At 63.7% G+C, this 16,434-nt stretch carries 15 protein-coding genes; 7 read left to right on the forward strand and 8 right to left on the reverse strand.

Going from position 1 to position 16,434, the window contains the following annotated elements:
* Nucleotides 1-34 precede the first annotated feature (34 nt).
* Nucleotides 35-442, reverse strand: a complete 408-nt coding sequence (locus tag V2I08_RS18155; RefSeq protein WP_310227142.1) for a MerR family DNA-binding transcriptional regulator — start codon at nucleotides 440-442, stop codon at nucleotides 35-37.
* A gap of 108 nt (nucleotides 443-550) precedes the next feature.
* On the opposite strand from V2I08_RS18155, the gene V2I08_RS18160 reads away from it, so the two are divergent.
* The 6 genes from V2I08_RS18160 (at nucleotide 551) to V2I08_RS18185 (ending at nucleotide 7,956) form a co-directional block, all read left to right on the forward strand.
* A complete protein-coding gene (locus V2I08_RS18160; protein WP_349636265.1) occupies nucleotides 551-958 on the forward strand; it encodes a DUF2946 family protein in 408 nt (135 codons plus the stop codon).
* Between the two features lie 65 nt (nucleotides 959-1,023).
* Nucleotides 1,024-3,054, forward strand: coding sequence for a TonB-dependent receptor (locus V2I08_RS18165; RefSeq protein ID WP_349636253.1), 2,031 nt, complete (start codon nucleotides 1,024-1,026; stop codon nucleotides 3,052-3,054).
* 22 nt (nucleotides 3,055-3,076) lie between these two features.
* Nucleotides 3,077-4,348 carry a PepSY domain-containing protein gene (locus V2I08_RS18170; protein ID WP_349636266.1) on the forward strand — a complete coding sequence of 424 codons (1,272 nt, stop codon included), beginning with the start codon at nucleotides 3,077-3,079 and terminating at the stop codon, nucleotides 4,346-4,348.
* Between the two features lie 41 nt (nucleotides 4,349-4,389).
* On the forward strand, nucleotides 4,390-6,012 hold the full coding sequence (locus tag V2I08_RS18175; RefSeq protein WP_349636254.1) for an NAD(P)/FAD-dependent oxidoreductase: 1,623 nt from the start codon (nucleotides 4,390-4,392) through the stop codon (nucleotides 6,010-6,012).
* 103 nt (nucleotides 6,013-6,115) lie between these two features.
* A complete protein-coding gene (locus V2I08_RS18180) occupies nucleotides 6,116-7,147 on the forward strand; it encodes a phosphoribosylglycinamide synthetase (RefSeq protein WP_349636255.1) in 1,032 nt (343 codons plus the stop codon).
* On the forward strand, nucleotides 7,147-7,956 hold the full coding sequence (locus V2I08_RS18185) for an NTP transferase domain-containing protein (protein ID WP_349636256.1): 810 nt from the start codon (nucleotides 7,147-7,149) through the stop codon (nucleotides 7,954-7,956). The genes V2I08_RS18180 and V2I08_RS18185 overlap by 1 nt, the downstream gene beginning before the upstream one ends.
* A gap of 23 nt (nucleotides 7,957-7,979) precedes the next feature.
* On the opposite strand, the gene V2I08_RS18190 is transcribed toward V2I08_RS18185, so the two are convergent.
* From V2I08_RS18190 to cysD, 3 genes are all read right to left on the reverse strand, one after another.
* Complete coding sequence (locus V2I08_RS18190) at nucleotides 7,980-8,729, reverse strand: 3'(2'),5'-bisphosphate nucleotidase CysQ (RefSeq protein WP_405053674.1); 750 nt, start codon at nucleotides 8,727-8,729, stop codon at nucleotides 7,980-7,982.
* A 5-nt stretch (nucleotides 8,730-8,734) separates the two neighbouring features.
* A complete protein-coding gene (cysN, locus tag V2I08_RS18195; protein WP_349636258.1) occupies nucleotides 8,735-10,648 on the reverse strand; it encodes a sulfate adenylyltransferase subunit CysN in 1,914 nt (637 codons plus the stop codon).
* Nucleotides 10,649-10,753: 105 nt separating this feature from the next.
* On the reverse strand, nucleotides 10,754-11,665 hold the full coding sequence (gene cysD, locus V2I08_RS18200; RefSeq protein ID WP_349636259.1) for a sulfate adenylyltransferase subunit CysD: 912 nt from the start codon (nucleotides 11,663-11,665) through the stop codon (nucleotides 10,754-10,756).
* 86 nt (nucleotides 11,666-11,751) lie between these two features.
* Here cysD and V2I08_RS18205 point away from each other — a divergent pair, with 86 nt between their 5' ends.
* Nucleotides 11,752-12,840 (forward strand): helix-turn-helix transcriptional regulator, encoded by a 1,089-nt coding sequence (locus V2I08_RS18205; RefSeq protein WP_349636260.1) that lies wholly within the window; start codon nucleotides 11,752-11,754, stop codon nucleotides 12,838-12,840.
* Here the strand turns inward: V2I08_RS18205 and V2I08_RS18210 are convergent.
* From V2I08_RS18210 to V2I08_RS18225, 4 genes are all read right to left on the reverse strand, one after another.
* On the reverse strand, nucleotides 12,837-13,628 hold the full coding sequence (locus tag V2I08_RS18210; RefSeq protein ID WP_349636261.1) for a sulfite exporter TauE/SafE family protein: 792 nt from the start codon (nucleotides 13,626-13,628) through the stop codon (nucleotides 12,837-12,839). The two genes, V2I08_RS18205 and V2I08_RS18210, sit on opposite strands and share 4 nt — an antisense overlap.
* A 307-nt stretch (nucleotides 13,629-13,935) precedes the next feature.
* Nucleotides 13,936-14,799 (reverse strand): class I mannose-6-phosphate isomerase, encoded by an 864-nt coding sequence (locus V2I08_RS18215; protein WP_349636262.1) that lies wholly within the window; start codon nucleotides 14,797-14,799, stop codon nucleotides 13,936-13,938.
* The gene (locus tag V2I08_RS18220; protein WP_349636263.1) at nucleotides 14,783-15,904 is read right to left on the reverse strand and encodes a polysaccharide biosynthesis/export family protein; all 1,122 of its coding nucleotides are present in this window, start codon (nucleotides 15,902-15,904) and stop codon (nucleotides 14,783-14,785) included. The genes V2I08_RS18215 and V2I08_RS18220 overlap by 17 nt, the downstream gene beginning before the upstream one ends.
* Nucleotides 15,905-16,252: 348 nt before the next feature.
* Nucleotides 16,253-16,434: UDP binding domain-containing protein (locus tag V2I08_RS18225; protein WP_349636264.1), on the reverse strand; the 182-nt coding region annotated here is incomplete at its 5' end.

Here is a 16,434-nt window from a genome sequence, read left to right on the forward strand (position 1 = left end):
CTCCTGCGAATTTTTTATGAGAGGCGGTTGGTATTCAGTGGGCAATGGTGGCGACGAAGGCATCCAGTTCGGCGATGGCAGCGTCGATATCTTCCTTCTGCCGATTGAGCAGGTCGATGCGCGCCTTGCACTTGGCGACTGTCACGCGGCGCTGTTCCTCATGGGCTTCGTCGGCGTCATAGAGGTCGATCATCTCGCGGATTTCGGTGAGGCTGAACCCCACCCGCTTGCCGCGCAAGATCCAGGCCAGCCGCGCCCGGTCGCGCCGCGAATAGATGCGCGACAGACCCTGCCGCTCCGGCGAGATCAGCCCTTCATCCTCATAGAAGCGCAGCGCGCGCGCCGTGACGCCGAACTCTTCCGACAGGTCGGTGATGCTGTAGCTCTGCCGGTCGCTATGGTCGGGCAATTCGATGCCCGCGATGCTGCTGCGATTGTCCATGGAGATAGAGATAATGGCACTTTACGTTTACGTCAAGGTGAGTAGATGCCCGCGATCATTTGTAGCGGTGACAGGCGGATGATCCCGCGCTAAGGGCATCGTGTGACCATGGGGGCAATCAGACGATCGGAGGGTGCGCGCGGCCTGCTGGCGGCATTGGCGCTGCTCGTCCTCGCCATCCAGATGCTCGTGCCGCCCGGCTTCATGCCCGTCCGCACCGCGACTGGCGTCGTGGTGACGCTCTGTACCGGGCAGGGCGCTGTCAATGTCGTGGTGAACCGCGACCAGGCACCGGGGCAGGGCGACCATCAACCCGATGACGGCATGGGCAGCCAGCAGCATTGCCCCTTCGCTGCGTCGGTCCAACCGATCGTGCCGCCGCTGATCCTTGCCGATTTGGCGCTGCCCGCCTGGACGCTGGCCTTTGGCCCGATCGCTTTCGCGCTCAAGACCGGCCTGATCGCCCGCCTCGCCGCGCCACCCCCGCCGTCCTCCGGGCCTCCTACGACTTTCTGAATCCCGATTACCGGCTGCGCCTTTTCGTGCGCGGCCTTTTTGCGTCCCATTCAGAAAGTCTATCTATGCGCCATCATTCCGGCCTGCGCAGCATATCGCTGTGCGCCCTCGCCCTGTCGTCCGCTCCTGCTTTCGCCGAAGAAGCAGACCAGAGCCGCATCATCGTCACCGCCAGCCCCATGATCGAAGCCGCCACTGCCCGCGTCCAGCGCACGCCAGGCGGCGTCGATGTCGTCCCGGCTGACGCCTTCGAGGACAAGGTCGCCGTCTCGCTGCGCGATGCGCTGACCTTTTCGCCCGGCGTCTATACCCAACCCCGTTTCGGGCAGGAGGTCCGCATCTCGATCCGCGGCTCAGGCCTGTCGCGCGGCTTCCACATGCGCGGGCTGACTTTGTTGCAGGACGGGATTCCGCTCAACTTGGCCGATGATAATGGCGATTTTCAGGAACTCGACCCGCAGGTGTTCCAGCATATTGAAGTCTATCGCGGCGGCAATGCGCTGCGCCTGGGCGGATCAACGCTGGGCGGCGCGATCAACGCCGTGACCCCGACCGGCCGCAGTTCGCCCGGCGTAGAATTGCGCGTCGATGGCGGCAGCTTCGACACGATCCGCACAAAGGCCGCCTATGGCTATGCCGACGAACGGGGCGACGCCTGGGCAGCGATCACCACGGATCGCTCCGATGGCGACCGCGACCATGGCAAGCGTCGATCCTATCGCTTCAACGGCAATGTCGGCGTGAAGATCAGCGACACCGTCGAAACCCGCTTCTACGCCAGCGCCCAGAATATTCGTCAGAAGCTGTCCGGGTCGCTGTCCGAAAAGTCGGTGCTGACCGATCCGACCAAGGGCAATTTCGTCGGCGATCAGGCGCGCGACATCGATTCGATCCGCCTGCAAAACCGCACCACGATCGCCCTTGGCAATGGCACGCTCGCCTTCGGCCTCTTCTTCAACGCCAAGGATCTCTATCACCCGATCTTCCAGGTGATCGACCAGAAATCCGAGGATCGCGGCGCCTTCGCCAGCCTTGACCTGGCGGGCGATCTGGGCGGCATGCCGGTGGAAGTGACGCTGGGCAGCCAGGCCCGCTTCGGCAAAGTGACCGCGCGCCAGTTCGTCAATATCGCAGGGGATCGCGGTGCGCCCACCGCGCTGGTCCAGCAGCGCGCGCAAACGATCAACAGCTATGGCGAAGCGCGCATCGCGCCGATGCCCGGCCTGTGGCTGATCGGCGGCGGCCTCTACACCCATGGCGAGCGCCGCATCGACAACCGCTTCGCCCCGGCGCGCAGCGGCGACGCCAGCTTCGACGCCTTCGCCCCCAAGATCGGCCTGCTCTACGAGCCGAGCGAAGCGATGCAATTCTTCGCCAATTACAGCCGCTCGGTCGAACTGCCGGGCTTTAGTGAACTCAGCCAAACGCCCGCCGGCGGCGCGCCCGGCTTCACGCCCGTCCGCGCGCAAAAGGCGTGGACGGCGGAAATCGGCACGCGCGGCCGCATCGGCATCGCCGCCTGGGACATCAGCCTCTACCGCGCCGACATCAAGGGCGAGATGCTGCAATATAGCGTGATCGCGGGCGTCATCCCGGCTGCCACCTTCAACGCCGACAAGACCCGGCATCAGGGTATCGAGGCGGGCCTGCAACTGGTCTTCACCCCTTGGGCATCGCTGCGGCAGGTCTATCAATATAGCGACTTCCGCTTCCGCAACGATGCCGTCTATGGCGACAACCGCCTGCCGGTGGTCCCGCGCCATTTCTATCGCGCGGAATTGCGGCTGGGCACCGACCGGATCAGCGTCTCGCCCTCGGTCGAATGGCTGCCGCAGGGGGCGTGGGTCGATTATGTCAACAGCAAGCGGGTCGGCCGCTATGCGCTGCTCAACCTCGGCGCGCAGGCGCAACTGCGCGACGGCGTGACCCTGTTCCTCGACGCGCGCAATCTGACGCAGAAGCGCGCCATCGGCGACATCAGCGCGCTGGTCCGCTACGCCGCCGATAATCCTGCAACCGCAGCGGATGAAGGCAGCGTCGCTTTCTATCCGCTCGAACGGCGCGCCATCTATGGCGGCGTGCGCGCGCGCTTCTGAAGCTCAAGGGGAGGACAGGATGATGACGGACGGTGCCTTCTATCGGGCGATGACGCGCTGGCATTTCTATGCCGGGATCATCGTCCTGCCCATCCTCGCGCTGATGGCGGTCACGGGCGCGCTCTATCTCTACAAGCCGGAGGTGGAGGCATGGCTCTATCCGATCGAGATCGCCGCCCGGCCGGGCGTGCCGACGCTGGCGCCCGCCCGCCTGATCGCTGCGGTCGAACAAGCCAGCAGCGAACAGGCGACCCAGATCACCCATCCCGCCAGCCCCACCCAAAGCTGGCGGGTGACGACCAAGGGTGCCGATGGCGTGGCCACCGTCCATTTCGTCGATCCGCATGACGGCCGCCTGCTGGGGGTCATGCAGGGCGGTGGCCTCATGAAGACAATCAAGGATCTGCACAGCCTGGCGCTGACCGGCGCGGTCGGCAACCGGCTGGTCGAGGTGGTGGCGGGCTGGGCGATCCTCCTGTGCATCACGGGCCTCTATCTACGCTGGCCCCGGCGCGGCCAGCCCGCCATCGCCATAAGGGGCGGGGTGAAGGGTCGGCTATTCTGGCGCGACCTGCATGGCACGCTGGGCTTCCTGTCGGCAGGCGTCATCCTGTTCCTGGCGATCACCGGCATGCCCTGGACGGACGTGTGGGGCGGGGGCCTGCGCGCGGTGGTGGCGGCAAACGACTGGGGCCGCCCGAAAATGGCGGTCATTCCCTGGACAGATCCGGCCAAGGACGCGCTCCCCTGGACCCTGCGCGAAGGCGGCGCGACGCTGGGCGCGGCGGGCGACATCGGCGTCGATGCCGTCGCGCGCATTGCCAAGGCGCGCGGACTGGCGGACGGCTATCAGCTCATCCTGCCCGCATCCCCCGGCGCGCCCTATCTGGTCGCCAGCCTCGTCACGCGCGCCGACGATTCTCGTGCCATCACCATCGACGCGGCGAGCGGCGCGGTGGTGCAGGATATGGACTGGCGCATGTTCGGCCCCGGCGCAAAGGCGGTCGAATGGGGCATCGCCACCCATCAGGGCCAGCAATATGGCGAGGTCAACCGGCTGCTGATGCTGGCGGGGTGCCTGTGCCTGCTCGCTTTGTGCCTGACCGCGCCCGTCCTGTGGTGGAAGCGGCGCAAGCAGGGCCGCCTGACCGCACCGCCGCGCGCGATCGGGCGCGCGGAACGGGTCGTCGCCGCGACGATGCTGCTGCTGGGGACACTCTTCCCGCTGACCGGCCTCAGCATGATCGTGGCAGTGGCGGGCGAATGGCTGTTCGGGAAAATGCGCCCCGCCTGACGCCGCTTCCGTTTGGGCCATAGAGCGACTATGGGCAGCGGATGATCCGCCTTTCCGGCCTGAAACTGCCCCTCGACCATCCTGCCGAGGCGATGCCGCCTGCGATATGCGCGCGCCTTGGCCTCCAACCCGAAGAGCTACGCGGCCATAGCCTCGTGCGGCGCGGCAATGATGCGCGGCGGCGCAGCGCGATCCAGCTCGTCTATACGCTCGACGTCGATGTCGCCGACGAAGCAGCCGTGTTGGCGCGCTTCGCCCATGACCATGACGTGCGGCCGACGCCCGATACCAGCTATGATTTCGTGACCCATGCGCCTGATGGCTGGCAGGGCAAGCGCCCGGTTGTGATCGGGGCGGGGCCATGCGGCCTGTTCGCCGGGCTGCTGTTGGCGCAGATGGGGTTCCGCCCGATCATCGTCGATCTGGGCAAGGTGGTGCGGGAGCGGACCAAGGACACCTGGGGCCTGTGGCGGCGCGGCGAGTTGAACCCCGACAGCAATGTCCAGTTTGGCGAAGGCGGGGCGGGCACCTTTTCCGACGGCAAACTTTATTGCCGGGTGAAAGACCCGCGCTTCCTCGGCCGCAAGGTGTTGGCGGAGTTCGTTGCGGCGGGCGCGCCGGACGATATCTTGTGGGAAGCGCACCCCCATATCGGCACCTTCCGCCTTGTCACCATGGTCGAATCGATGCGCCGCCAGATCGAAGCGCTGGGCGGCGAATATCGCTGGCAGACCCGCGTCGATGATCTCGTGCTGGAGCGGCGGAGCGACGGCACCCAGCAGTTGCGCGGTATCGTCATTCAGGACGGCAGCGTGATCGAAAGCGATCATGTCGTGCTGGCCGTCGGGCACAGTGCGCGGCCGACCTTCACCATGCTGCATGGCCGGGGCGTGCATATCGAGCCCAAGCCCTTTTCCATCGGGGTGCGGATCGAACATCCGCAAAGCTGGGTGGACAAGGCCCGCTATGGCAGTTGCGCGGGCCACCCGGATCTGGGCGCGGCGGCCTATAGCCTCGCGCATCACTGCGCCAACGGCCGCACCGTCTATAGCTTCTGCATGTGTCCGGGTGGCCGCGTCGTCGCCGCCACGTCGGAGGAAGGGCGCGTCGTCACCAACGGCATGAGCCAATATAGCCGCGCCGAATTCAACGCCAATTCGGGGCTGGTGGTCGGCATCGACCCGGCGCGCGATTATCCCGGCGGGCCGCTCGCGGGGATCGATTTTCAGCGCCATTGGGAATCGCAGGCCTATGTGGCGGGCGGCTCTTCCTATTGGGCGCCGGGGCAGACGGTCGGGGATTTTCTCGCCGGGCGTCCGTCAACGTCCCTCGGATCAGTCACGCCGTCCTACAAGCCGGGCGTCACCCCGACCGACCTGTCGCAATGCCTGCCCGATTTCGTGGTGGAGGCGTTTCGCGAGGCACTGCCCATATTCGGGCGGCAACTCGCCCAATATGACCATCCCGACGCGGTGATGACCGGGGTGGAAACCCGCACTTCCTCGCCCATCCGCATCACCCGCGACAAGGATTTCCAGAGCCTTTCCGTCGCCGGCCTCTATCCGGCGGGCGAAGGCGCGGGTTATGCCGGCGGCATATTGTCGGCCGCGATCGACGGGATCAAGGTCGCCGAAGCGGTGGCGAAGGCGATCGTCGCCGCCTGACTTCGATTGGTCATCGCGCCGTCATATCGCCGCCGCCTGACCGTCGCATCATCGTCATCGCCCGGTCGCCACCCTGTCATCGCAGGCGGCTAGATAGGGTGTCATGCCGACCCATATCGACCGTTGCATCCGCATTTCCCCGGCCGATAAGGCACGGCTGCGGCTGCTGTTCCTCGCCAAACATGCCCGCGCATCCGGTCAACCCGATGCGGTCGATGGCAATCACGCCCTCTATCATCATGAGATGCGATCGACGCTGGAGGCGATCGGCTTCAACGTCAGCGCCGCCGACAGCTATGAAGCGCTGTTCGACCGGCCCGATGCCGATTTCGTGGTCACCCTGCTCAATCGCGGCGGCTTCCAGAATAGCGAGATGCTCGCGCCCCTGTTGCTGAGCTGGCGCGCCATGCCGCATATGGGTGCAAGCCCCATCCTGCGCGGCGTGTCCGACGACAAATATCTCTCCAAGCTTATCGCGCAGGCACATGTCGTGCCGACGATGGCAGCGCAGATATTCCGGCGCGGTGGCTTGCCCGCGCAGCCCGGCTTCGAGGCCGAAAGGCTGGTGGTCAAGCCCAACGCCTCCTCCGCCTCCTGGGGGCTGGCGATGGTCGATAGCTGGGACGAAGCGCTGGCCCATGTCGATCATCTTCAGGCCTTGGGCCATGACGCGCTGGTCGAAGCCTGGGCGCCCTTGCTCGACATCGCCGTGCCGGTTGTGGGCGGCAGCGGCGGCGAGCCGTGGCTGTTACCACCCATGATGTATGTCCCCGCTGACCCCCATCGCGCCCGCAGCCATGAAGAAAAGCGCGGCCTGATCGACGCGGGCGATGATCCGCTGGTGCTGGTCGAGGATCGCGACCTGCTCGCCCGGCTCGACGACCTGACCCGCCGTCTGCTGCCCGAACTATGGCCGTTCGACTATGGCCGGTTCGAGTTCCGCTATGATCCGGCGACCGGCGCGGTGCAGTTCATGGAAGTGAACCTGTCCTGCAACCTCTGGTCGAAAAAGACCATTTCGCGCTCGGCCGCGTCGATCGGCGTCGATCATCAGACGCTGGTGGAAACCATCATTGGCCATAGTCTCGAACGGCAGGGTCTGCTGACCGAAGCGCCGATGCGGGTCGCTGCCTGATGGGTGGTCGCACGACCGCGCTGATACTGGCGGGCAAGCGCGATGGCGCGACCGATCCGCTCGCGCTGGAAGCGGGCGTCACCCATAAATGCCTGGTGCCGGTCCTGGATCAGCCGATGCTGGTCCATGTCATCGACGCGCTGGCGGCGAGCGATCGCATCGGCGAAATCCGCGTTGCGATCGAGGAACCGGACGTGCTGGCCAGCCTGCCGCAACTGCACGGCCTGATCGGCAGCGGACGGCTGGTGGCGATCGGCGCGCGGCCCAATCTGGTCGAATCGGTGCTGGCGGCGGCCGACGGCGCGCGCTTTCCCCTGCTCATCACCACTGCCGACAATGTGCTGCTGACCCCGCCCGCCATCGCCGAGATGCTGGATGGCTGCGTGGCGGAGGGCGCAGACGCCGCCGTCGCCTTCGCCCGGCGCGCATCGGTGCTGGCCGCGTACCCGGAGGGGCAGCGCAAATTCTACGCCTTCGCCGATGACAGCTATTCCAACTGCAACAGCTATTGGCTCAAGGACACAGCCGCGCTTGCCACCGCCGAAACTTTCCGGTCGGGCGGGCAGTTCGTCAAGCATCCGCTGCGCATCATCGGTGCGTTCGGCTTGCTTAACCTCCTGCGGTTTCGCTTCGGCATCGGCACGCTGGCGGCGACCTTCGCCCGCTTTTCACGCCGCTTCCGCATGACCATCGCGCCGGTGATCCTATCCGACGGCGCGGTCGCGATCGACGTTGACAATGCCCGCACGCGCGATGTGGCGAGCGAGATATTGCGCCGCCGTGCAACCATCGCGCAGGCGGCCGAATAGGGCCTGTTGCTGAGACCAGGCCGCTATGCGGCGTCCTGCGCCAGCGCCGCGATATGCTCCAGTAGCATGGCCGCATGTTCCTGCCGACAGATCAGCAGGTCGGGCAGATAGACGTCGCGCTGATTATAGATGAGCGGACTGCCGTCGATGCGGCTGGCGTGCAGGCCATGGGCGAGCGCAACGGCAGCAGGCGCCATGCTGTCCCATTCATATTGGCCGCCCGAATGAAGATAGATGTCGGCCTGGCCCAATATGATCGCCATCGCCTTCGCCCCAGCCGATCCCATCGGCACCAGTTCCGCATCCAGCTTCTGCGCGATCGCCACCGCTTCGGCAGCAGGCCGCGTGCGCGACACCACCATGCGCAGCTTTTCGGGCGCAGGCGGCACGGTGCGCGGTTCATCCGTCCGCAGCACGACGCCGCCCTCATACCCCGGCAACGCCACCGCGCCGATCACCGGCGCGCCATCGATCGCCAGCCCGACATGCACGGCCCAGTCGGCCCGCGCCTCGCCATATTCGCGCGTGCCGTCGACCGGATCGACGATCCAGACGCGCGACTGGGCGAGCCGGTCATCATTGTCCTTCTCTTCTTCCGACAACAGCCCATCCTCGCCCCGCACTTCGCGCAGCGCGTGGCACAGAAACTGGTTGGCGGTCTGGTCGCCCGCCTTGCCCAGCGCCTTGGCACTGAACACCCCGGACTCGCGGACCTCGACCAGGATGCGCCCGGCCACCTCTGCCAAATGGGCGGCCAGCGCCGCGTCGCTCATCCCGCTCATGGGATCAGCCGCGCGACGATGGCATCGGCCGCTTCTTCCGCGGTCATGGTCAGCGTGTCGATATGGATCTCCGGGTCCACCGGCGCTTCATAGGGGCTGTCGATCCCGGTGAAATTCTTCAGATCCCCGGCCCGCGCCTTCTTGTACAGGCCCTTGACGTCGCGCTTCTCCGCTTCGGCCAGCGATGTGTCGATATGGACCTCGAAGAATTCGCCCGGCTGCATCATCTGCCGCACCATGTCGCGTTCCGATCGGAAGGGCGAGATGAAGGCAGTGATGACGATCAACCCCGCGTCGGTCATGAGCTTGGCGACCTCGCCCACGCGGCGGATATTCTCCACCCGGTCGGCATCGGTAAAGCCCAGATCCTTGTTCAGGCCATGCCGCACATTGTCGCCGTCCAGCAAATAGGTGTGCCGGTTCATCCGCGCCAGCCGCTTTTCGACAAGATTGGCGATGGTCGACTTGCCCGCACCCGACAGCCCGGTGAACCACAGCACAGCAGGCTTCTGGTTCTTGAGGTTGGCGTGGAAATCGCGCGACACGTCGGTCGATTGCCAATGGACATTCTGCGCCCGACGCAGCGAGAAATGCAGCATGCCCGCCGCGACGGTGGCATTGCTGATCTTGTCGATCAGGATGAAGCCGCCCAGCGTCCTATTCTGTTCATAGGGTTCGAACACGATCTGCTTGTCGGTCGACAGATTGGCGACGCCGATGGCGTTCAATTCCAGCGTCTTGGCCGCCAGATGTTCCATCGTGTTGACGTTGACCTGATATTTGGGCTGCTGGACGGTCGCGGTGACCATCTGCGTGCCGATCTTGAGCCAATAGGAGCGGCCCGGCAGCATGTCCTCGTCCGCCATCCATACGATGGTCGCTTCGAACTGGTCGGCGGCCTGGGGCGGATTGTCGGCCAGCGCGATGACGTCGCCGCGCGAACAGTCGATCTCGTCGGCAAAGCAAAGCGTGACCGACTGGCCTGCGACGGCTTCGTCCAGATCGCCGTCCAGCGTGACGATGCGGCTGATGGTGGACGTCTTGCCCGATGGCAGCACGCGGATCGCGTCGCCCGGCTTGACCGTGCCGGTCGCGATCAGGCCCGAAAATCCGCGGAAGTCGAGATTGGGACGATTGACCCACTGCACCGGCATGCGGAACGGCTTTTCCGCGTCGGTCGCGCTGTTGACCTCGACCGTCTCCAGATGTTCGATCAGGGCCGGGCCGGTATACCAGGGCGTGTTTTCCGACGGGACAGTGATATTGTCGCCCTTGAACCCGGAAATCGGCATCGGCGTGAACGCCGTGATGCCGATCGACTTGGCGAACTCGGTATAGTCGGCGACGATCGTGTCGAACACGCTCTGGTCATAGCCGACCAGGTCCATCTTGTTCACGGCCAGCACGATGTTGCGGATGCCAATCAGGTGCGCAAGATAGCTGTGGCGGCGCGTTTGCGTCAAAATGCCCTTGCGCGCGTCGATCAGGATGACGGCGAGGTCGGCGGTGGACGCGCCCGTCACCATGTTGCGGGTATATTGTTCATGGCCGGGCGTGTCGGCGACGATGAATTTACGCTTTTCGGTGGCAAAGAAGCGATAGGCAACGTCGATCGTGATCCCCTGTTCGCGCTCGGCGGCGAGGCCATCGACGAGGAGGGCGAAGTCGATCTCCTGCCCCTGCGTGCCCATCTTCTTGCTGTCGGCGGTCAGCGCTTCGAGCTGATCCTCGAAGATCATCTTGCTGTCGTACAGCAGGCGGCCGATCAGCGTCGACTTGCCGTCATCCACCGACCCGCAGGTGATGAAGCGCAGCATCGTCTTATGCTCATGCACCTTGAGATAGGCGTCGATATCCTCGGCAATGAGGGCGTCGGTCTTGTAGATGGGGTCTGTGAGGGTGTCGGTCATATCGGTTTCTTTCACCGTTCGCCCTGAGCTTGTCGAAGGGCTGTACTTCTTGAAGAAAAGGACTGGGCTTCGACAAGCTCAGCCCGAACGGAAGAGGAGGCTTCGTTAAAAGTACCCTTCCTGTTTCTTCTTCTCCATGCCGGCCCCGCCCGCATCCTTGTCGATCGCGCGACCCTGGCGTTCGGACGTGGTGGTCAGCAGCATTTCCTGGATCACCTCCGGCAAGGTCGCCGCTTCGCTCTCCACCGCGCCGGTCAGCGGATAGCAGCCCAGCGTGCGGAAGCGGATCGAACGCTCCACCGGCACTTCGCCGGGTTCGAGCGGAAAGCGATCATCATCGACCATCAGCAACATGCCGTCGCGCTCCACCGTCGGGCGCTTGGCCGCGAAATAGAGCGGCACGATCGGCACATCATTCAGGTGGATATATTGCCAGATGTCCAGCTCGGTCCAATTGCTGATCGGGAAGATGCGGATGCTCTCCCCCTTATTCTTGCGCGCATTGTAGAGGTTCCACAATTCGGGCCGCTGATTCTTGGGGTCCCAACCATGGCTGGCGGTGCGGAAGGAGAAGATGCGCTCCTTGGCGCGGCTCTTTTCCTCGTCGCGCCGCGCGCCGCCGAATGCCGCATCGAACCCATAGAGGTTGAGCGCCTGCTTCAACCCTTCGGTCTTCCACATGTCGGTGTGCAGCGCGCCATGGTCGAACGGGTTGATGCCGCGATCCTTGGCTTCCTGATTTTGATAGACCAGCAATTCCATACCGCTTTCCTGCGCCATCCGGTCGCGTAGCTTGTACATTTCCTGAAATTTCCAGGTCGTATCGACATGCAGCAGCGGGAAGGGCGGGGGCGAGGGGTAAAAGGCCTTGCGCGCCAGATGCAGCATCACCGCGCTGTCCTTGCCCACGGAATAGAGCATCACCGGCTTCTCCGCTTCCGACACCACTTCCCGCAGGATGTGGATGCTCTCGGCTTCGAGCCGTTCCAAATGGGTCAGGGTTTTTGCGTCCACCATGCAATCCTCGCAATCTTTGTGCGTCATCCTATGGCAGGACGCACGAATCGATGGACCTCCCAAATGGGAGGGTATAGCGATGGCCCATGCGATTGGATGATACAGGCCTGTTGACGGCATTGCATGAAGGGATGTTCCAGCAACCCTTGTGGCAGGATTTCCTGGAACGGCTGCGCCAGCGAACCGGGGCGGTCTATACCACCTTGGTCTTCCGCCCCATCGATGAGGATGCGATCGTCGAATTGCACGCCGGGCCGCCGCTGCCTGCGCATATCCACAATCTGTTCGTGGAAAAATATCGACGCGATCCCTTTCCCTACCGCCATATGCGCGAAGGGCGAGTCTATGCGCTCGCCGAACTGATCGAGCCGGATAATGTCGTCCATCGATCCTTCCTGACCGACCTGATGGTGCCGCAGGGGATGAGTGACATGCGTTCCGTCCGCGTGACCGAGCCGAGCGGCGTCGACGCCTGGCTCAGTTGCGCAGGCGGCCGGTCGATCGGCCCGGCGGTCGGTGCGTTGCTGACCGCGTTGGCACCGCATCTGCGCATCGCGTTGCGGGCCTTCGTCGCGCTGGAGCGCGAGAAATTGCGATCGACCCTGACGTCCGAAGCCTTTGGGCGGCTCAATTTCGGCTGGCTGACGCTGGACGCGCGCTGCCGCATCGTCGACATGACGGCCCATGTCGAACAACTGTTCCAGCGCACCAGCCTGTTGCGGCGCGGTCGCTACGACCGGCTGACCCCGGCGTCGCCCGCGCTGGATCGCGAACTGACCGCCCTCATCAAGCATGTCGCCGCTGATCCCGATGCCCGGCCCAAGGCGCTGAACCTGAGCCGTGATCCCTGGATGGACATGCTGGTCGCGCCAATGCGCGGCGGATCGGTCGCGACGGGATCGACCCCGGTTGCCATCGCTTATCTCAGCGGCGATCGCTGGTCACAGGCCGATCGCTGTGACCAACTGGTCGATCTGTTCGGCCTGTTGCCCAGCGAAGCACGGCTCGCCTGGGTCATAGCGCAGGGCATCCCGATCAGCGACGCGGCGGAAACGCTCGGCCTGACGGTGGAAACCGCGCGCAACTATTCCAAGCGTATCTATGCCAAGACGGGCGCGCGGGGGCAGGCGGAACTGGTGCGGATCGTCCTGACCAGCGTACTGGCCATCGCCTAAGCGATCAGACGCCAGCCCGCGATGATCAGTACGACCGCGAGAAGCGGCTGCAGCACTTTTTCAGGCACTTTGGAGGCCAGCATGGACCCGATGATGATCCCTGGAATCGACCCGATCAGCAGGTTGAGCAGCAGCATCCCGTTGAAATTGCCGATCCACAAATGGCCGATGCCCGCCACCAGCGTCAGCGGCACCGCATGGACGATATCGGTCGCGATCAGCTTTTGCAGCCGCATCCGCAACGGATAGAGCAGCAGCAGCAAAGTCGCCCCCAGCGCGCCGGCCCCGACAGAGGTCAGCGTGACCATGATGCCGAGCGCTGCCCCCGCCATCACGGTCAGCCCCGCCTGATAGCGCAGGAAACGGCCGGCGGTATCGGTCCGGGCATGGACCGCCCAATGATGAAACCGACCGCGGAACAGAGTAGCAATGGCGGTGAGGATCAACACCACGCCCAGGGCTGTCATGATGAAACCGCTTTTTACCTGATGGGTGTCGATCTGCGACAACAGCAGCAGGACGATGATCGCGGCGGGCAGGCTGCCAATGCACAGGCGGCGAATGACCTCATAGTCGGGTCCACCTTCCGTTCCGCCATGACGATGGTGGACGACCCCGCCCACTGCCTTGGTGATGGCGGCGAACCACAGATCGGTACCGACCGCCGTCACCGGCGCGACGCCGAACAGCAGGATCAGGATCGGGGCCATCAGCGACCCGCCACCTACGCCGGTCATGCCCACCATGACCCCGACGAACAGCCCGGCGACCGCGTGCAACCAATCCATTCCATTCCCCCGACATGGCAAGCGCTATGCTTTCACGCCCCCTCACCCAAGCCATATCGGCAGGGAAGGGTTGCGAACAGCCTTTTTTGTGAAAGGACGAAAGCACGCCCGCGCGCACATTTGTTTCATGCGCCAAGAAGGCGCGCTCAACTATCATGTCAATGGTCGATAACTGGATATGAAAGGCTGAGCGTCGCCTCGTCCCTTCGATTTTCAGAGCCTTGGTAGTAAGCCTGTTTTACGACGAGGGAAGTTTCGGCGATGCCCTGAACATGATGATCAACCAGAGGCTCTACGCAATATACTATTATACGGTAGCCAGCAGGGCGGAACAGGGCGTGTCGATCTGCAAGCGACAGTTCTGGCTGATCAGCCAGCAATCGCCCTTGGCCCAAGGCGCGCCATTGATCGTTCCGCTCCCGTCAAGCGGCGTGAACCAGATACGGGGGGCGCTTGGAAGAAGGACATCGTCAACGTTTTGCCAGTGGCGCAATTCCAGTTTGAAGGGCGCATCTGGCGGCGATATGCATCCAGCATCCTGTCCTAGCGGCGCATGAAGAACCGGCCTGTCATAAGGGGCGAGATGGCTGACAGCCAGGCCCAGATCCAGATGCAGTTCACGCGGCCGACCATAGTCATACAGACGATAGGTCACGTCGACATTCTGCTGAACCTCCGCGAGCATGATCCCGGCACCAATGGCGTGAACGGTCCCTGCTGGAATAAAATAGCAGTCGCCTGGTCGCACGGGCTTCCAATCGATCAACTGTTCGATCGATCCGTCCAGCGCCGCCGCCCGAAATTGCTCCGGGCTGACCGCGCGGTTCAGGCCAATGCCGAGCCGCGCATCGGGTTCGCAATCCAGAATATACCAGATCTCCTCTTTGCCGCCCTGCAGCCCTTCTGCAATGGCTGCCTCGTCGCCGGGATGCACCTGGATCGACAATTTCTCGCTGGTGAAGATATGTTTGACGAGCAGCGGCAGGTCGCTCTCCTCGCCCTCATACCATATCTCACCGATCGGGTTCGGTCCGGTATCGCCGAAGACCGAAGGCAGATGGATGCGTCCCCATGGTTTTGCCACATGGCGTGGCTGCAATTTGCGAGCGACGCCGATCAACGCCATCTTATCCTGTAATGCCGCTTCTATATGCTTATCGGGCAATGGCATTGTCGATGGCGACCAGCGGCAGTGCCGTTGAGGCAATCAGGCCGATCACCCGTTGGAACTCGGCCACCGGATTGGTCGATACATAAAGTACGTCGCGGTCATGAATGGCAAAATTCTGCATCGCGAAATAGGTCGCCGGGTCTCTCATATCCACGCGGTAAATAACCGGGATGCGTCCATCCGAACGCGGGGAAACCGACGCACTGCGATTGACGACCGCGGCGGGGTCTTCCCAGCGGAATACGAACACGCCCTTGGGATCAGCCCGTCCTTCGGCAAGGCCGCCGACGCGCCCCATGGCCTGCGCCAGCGATAGGCCCGTTGCTTCAAACGGCACTTCCTGGTTTTGGCCAGCCGCACCCAACATGGTGAAGCTATAGGGGCGGAACAGCGCCGTCACCACGTCCCCGGTCTTCAAAACGACATTCTGCCGAGGGTCGTTGATCACGGCCGCAAAAGGCATGGAATAGACCTGCCCGCCGCGACTGACTTGGATCGTCATCTTGTCGGATTGCTGCTTGGTGCCACCTGCCGCAGCAATGGCGTCCAGGATGGTTTCTCCTTTCGGGGTCAGCGGCATTCGCGTGCTGTTGGCGACCTCACCCACAACTGAGACGTTGGCGCTGAGATTGCGTATCAGCCGGACCGCCACCTGCGGCAAATGGGCCTTGCCGCGCAGGCGCGAGATAATATCCTGCTCAATTTGGGGGAGGGTGCGCCCGGCCGCTTGCACCAGTCCAGCGAACGGCACGGATATCCGGCCCGACGGACCAACCAGAAATTCAGGCAGGGTGGTGGTGCCACTGGTCTGGACGGAGGTGCCCGACGCTGCACTCGCACCAAATAACACAGCCGGCGGCGCTTCCCAGATAGTGACGTTCAGGACATCACCCGAACCCACCGTTTCGCCCACCGCATCGGAATAACCAAGGCCGGTTGCAAAATCAGGGGTGGTTGCGCGGGGCATCTCGACCAGCGAACGTTCGTCGAGGTTGATGATCTGGATGCCCTGAATAGCGCCGTCCTGCGCCTTGCCCGCTTTGACGACCCGGCTTGTTCCCGGTCCGATCGAGGTGCAGGCAGTCGTAGCGAGCAGGGCGGCCAAAAGGCAGAGGCGTGGAAGACGAGCGCCATAATGAAGGTGCGACAAGCAGTTCATGAAATCTCCAAATGCCCTTCGGCTCGACCCGACACTCTTGGCACAGGCCGTCGAGATGTCGTCAATTCTAATAATGGCCCGCAGTCGGGCGGATGATACATATCGCCCGATCGCGGCTATGTCACCTCATCCCAACGACGTTCGATGCTGTCTGTCGCACAGCGCGCTTACTGCTCTTGGCCGCCCAATAGTGCCAGGCGGCCAACAAAGCTCCCGATTCCGCCATGTTACATGCACCGCTGATTGATGTGTTGGCTGAAATCAGGATTTTGTCACGTCGGCTGGGCGAAACGTTCAACTCGCCGCGCCGACGCGGGCCAGCGTAAAGCCAGCTTCGGTGACTTCGGCGAGGGGGTATATATTGCGCAGATCGACGAGCGCATTGCCGTTCATCGCACTGGCGAGGCGCTTCATGTCGAGCGCGCGGAAAATGTCCCATTCGGTGACCAGCACCAGCACATCGGCACCTTCTGCCG

The organism is Sphingobium sp. MK2 (genome assembly GCF_040170545.1).
Classification (GTDB): Bacteria; Pseudomonadota; Alphaproteobacteria; order Sphingomonadales; family Sphingomonadaceae; genus Sphingobium.

What these genes read in the sequence shown, in the direction of transcription:
- cysD (WP_349636259.1), bottom strand. Translation starts at nt 11,665, where the DNA reads ATGGTGGACGCAAAAACCCTGACCCATTTGGAACGGCTCGAAGCCGAG.
- V2I08_RS18215 (WP_349636262.1), bottom strand. Translation starts at nt 14,799, where the DNA reads ATGCCATTGCCCGATAAGCATATAGAAGCGGCATTACAGGATAAGATG.
- V2I08_RS18165 (WP_349636253.1), top strand. Translation starts at nt 1,024, where the DNA reads ATGCGCCATCATTCCGGCCTGCGCAGCATATCGCTGTGCGCCCTCGCC.
- V2I08_RS18180 (WP_349636255.1), top strand. Translation starts at nt 6,116, where the DNA reads ATGCCGACCCATATCGACCGTTGCATCCGCATTTCCCCGGCCGATAAG.
- V2I08_RS18175 (WP_349636254.1), top strand. Translation starts at nt 4,390, where the DNA reads ATGATCCGCCTTTCCGGCCTGAAACTGCCCCTCGACCATCCTGCCGAG.
- V2I08_RS18170 (WP_349636266.1), top strand. Translation starts at nt 3,077, where the DNA reads ATGACGGACGGTGCCTTCTATCGGGCGATGACGCGCTGGCATTTCTAT.
- V2I08_RS18190 (WP_405053674.1), bottom strand. Translation starts at nt 8,729, where the DNA reads ATGAGCGACGCGGCGCTGGCCGCCCATTTGGCAGAGGTGGCCGGGCGC.
- V2I08_RS18160 (WP_349636265.1), top strand. Translation starts at nt 551, where the DNA reads ATGGGGGCAATCAGACGATCGGAGGGTGCGCGCGGCCTGCTGGCGGCA.
- V2I08_RS18205 (WP_349636260.1), top strand. Translation starts at nt 11,752, where the DNA reads ATGCGATTGGATGATACAGGCCTGTTGACGGCATTGCATGAAGGGATG.
- V2I08_RS18155 (WP_310227142.1), bottom strand. Translation starts at nt 442, where the DNA reads ATGGACAATCGCAGCAGCATCGCGGGCATCGAATTGCCCGACCATAGC.
- cysN (WP_349636258.1), bottom strand. Translation starts at nt 10,648, where the DNA reads ATGACCGACACCCTCACAGACCCCATCTACAAGACCGACGCCCTCATT.
- V2I08_RS18210 (WP_349636261.1), bottom strand. Translation starts at nt 13,628, where the DNA reads ATGGATTGGTTGCACGCGGTCGCCGGGCTGTTCGTCGGGGTCATGGTG.
- V2I08_RS18185 (WP_349636256.1), top strand. Translation starts at nt 7,147, where the DNA reads ATGGGTGGTCGCACGACCGCGCTGATACTGGCGGGCAAGCGCGATGGC.